The sequence below is a fragment of the Roseicyclus amphidinii genome, from assembly GCF_030163755.1.
Taxonomy (GTDB): domain Bacteria; phylum Pseudomonadota; class Alphaproteobacteria; order Rhodobacterales; family Rhodobacteraceae; genus Roseicyclus; species Roseicyclus amphidinii.
Map to the genome: position 1 here is coordinate 1 of NZ_JASJOE010000142.1, position 1502 is coordinate 1502.

General features: G+C 69.6%; 3 protein-coding genes. 1 reads left to right on the plus strand and 2 read right to left on the minus strand.

The genetic code is table 11. From position 1 onward, the window contains the following. Both QQK83_RS19230 and QQK83_RS19235 read right to left on the minus strand, forming a co-directional pair. The coding region (locus QQK83_RS19230; protein WP_284267054.1) for a GTP-binding protein at positions 1 to 127 on the minus strand (127 nt) is incomplete at its 3' end. 132 nt (positions 128 to 259) lie between these two features. Further along, positions 260 to 988 (minus strand): hypothetical protein, encoded by a 729-nt coding sequence (locus QQK83_RS19235; protein ID WP_284267050.1) that lies wholly within the window; start codon positions 986 to 988, stop codon positions 260 to 262. Between the two features lie 87 nt (positions 989 to 1075). On the opposite strand from QQK83_RS19235, the gene QQK83_RS19240 reads away from it, so the two are divergent. After that, positions 1076 to 1502, plus strand: a 427-nt coding sequence (locus QQK83_RS19240; protein WP_284267052.1) for a cytochrome P450, incomplete at its 3' end; no start/stop codon positions are given.

The following is a 1502-nucleotide window of genomic DNA, read 5'->3' on the forward strand; positions in this document are numbered from 1 at the left end:
CATACGCCTTGAAATCACCGAAATACTTCGTGATCGCAGCCGTCAGCGTCGTCTTGCCGTGGTCCACGTGACCAATCGTGCCGATATTGCAGTGCGGCTTGTTACGTTCAAACTTTGCCTTTGCCATCGCCCTGGCGCCTCATCCTTTCGGGGGCCCGCGCAAGCAGCCTGCCCGCAGCCCGGTTCAACATCGCGGGCGAGGTAGTCGGCCCGCGCGGAAAAATCAAGCGGATATCGGCAGGCCCCCGTCGCCGCCGCGTCAGTTGACAGGCGCAACCGGCTGAACGTCGGGTGCCGCCGGATCGACGGGCCCGCCAGCGGACGGCCCGGCGGCTTCGGCGACCTGTTCCGGCGCATCCACCGCGTCCTCCGGCTCTGCCGCATCGGCGTCCGTGACCGCGGCGCGGAACGGCGGCGCATCGGGGTCGACGTCGAACCATTCGGGGTTCGTGAGCATCCATTGCTGGATGCGCCGCGCGGCATTGCGCGCCAGCACCTGCATCTGTTCCTCGGCGGTGCGGGTGAAGCCCGATCCGACGATCGCGGTCTCGGCCGAAGCCCCCTCCATCACGAGGATCTGCTCGGGCTCCTCGTGGAGCTTCTGGCCCAGCGCGTCGTCCCAGACATTGACCGAGAGCACCAGGATCGACCGCGGGTTCAGCACCAAAGGCACGCCGGGCGGTGCCAGCGCATAGCCATCCACGGCGATGCCGATGTGATAGAGACGCTCGCCCTCGTACTCGCCGAAGCGCCGGTCGATCTCGGAGGTCAGGATCGTGACCCATTGCTCCGCCGTGGCATCCCGCGAGGGGGGGACCTGCTGCATGTTGTCGGCGACCACGATGTTGTGGCCAAGGCGGAAGTTGCCCATGCTCGGCAATTCGTCCGTCGCCGGGTCCGGCGCGGCACAGGCGGCAAGCGCGACCAGCAGGGCAATCGGCGCGAAGCGGTTCAGGCGGGGCAGCATGCGCATCTCCGGGGTCTTCATGGCTTTGGACCCCAGATAGCGCAGGGGCGGCCGGGACGCAAATGACGGCTGTTTGAGCCGCCCGAGGCCCGACCTATATCGCCCCTCATGACCGACGCCGCGCCAGACGCCCCTGCCCTGCCCGTCGCGGCCCGGCTTCCGCGGCGGCCCATGGGCGTGCTGGACAGCTACCGCGCGGCGCGGCGCAACATCCTCGGCATCATCCCGGCGCGCGCCCTCGAGATGCCGGTGCTCTCGGGGCGCACCGGGCCGCAGCGCTGGCACATGCTGATGGAGCCGACCGCGATCCGGCGCGTCTTGCTGGAGCGGGTCGAGGAGTATCCCAAGTCGGAGGCGACGAAGTCGATCCTGCGCCCGGCCATCGGCGAAAGCCTGTTCGTGGCCGAGGGCGATCACTGGCGCTGGCAACGGCGGGCCGCGGCCCCGGCCTTTGCCGCGCGCAACGTGGACGCGCTGACGCCCGTCATGACGCGGGCCGCCGAAGCCGCCGCCGGGCGGATCGCGGCAGGCGCGG

What these genes read in the sequence shown, in the direction of transcription:
- QQK83_RS19235 (WP_284267050.1), bottom strand. Translation starts at nt 988, where the DNA reads ATGAAGACCCCGGAGATGCGCATGCTGCCCCGCCTGAACCGCTTCGCG.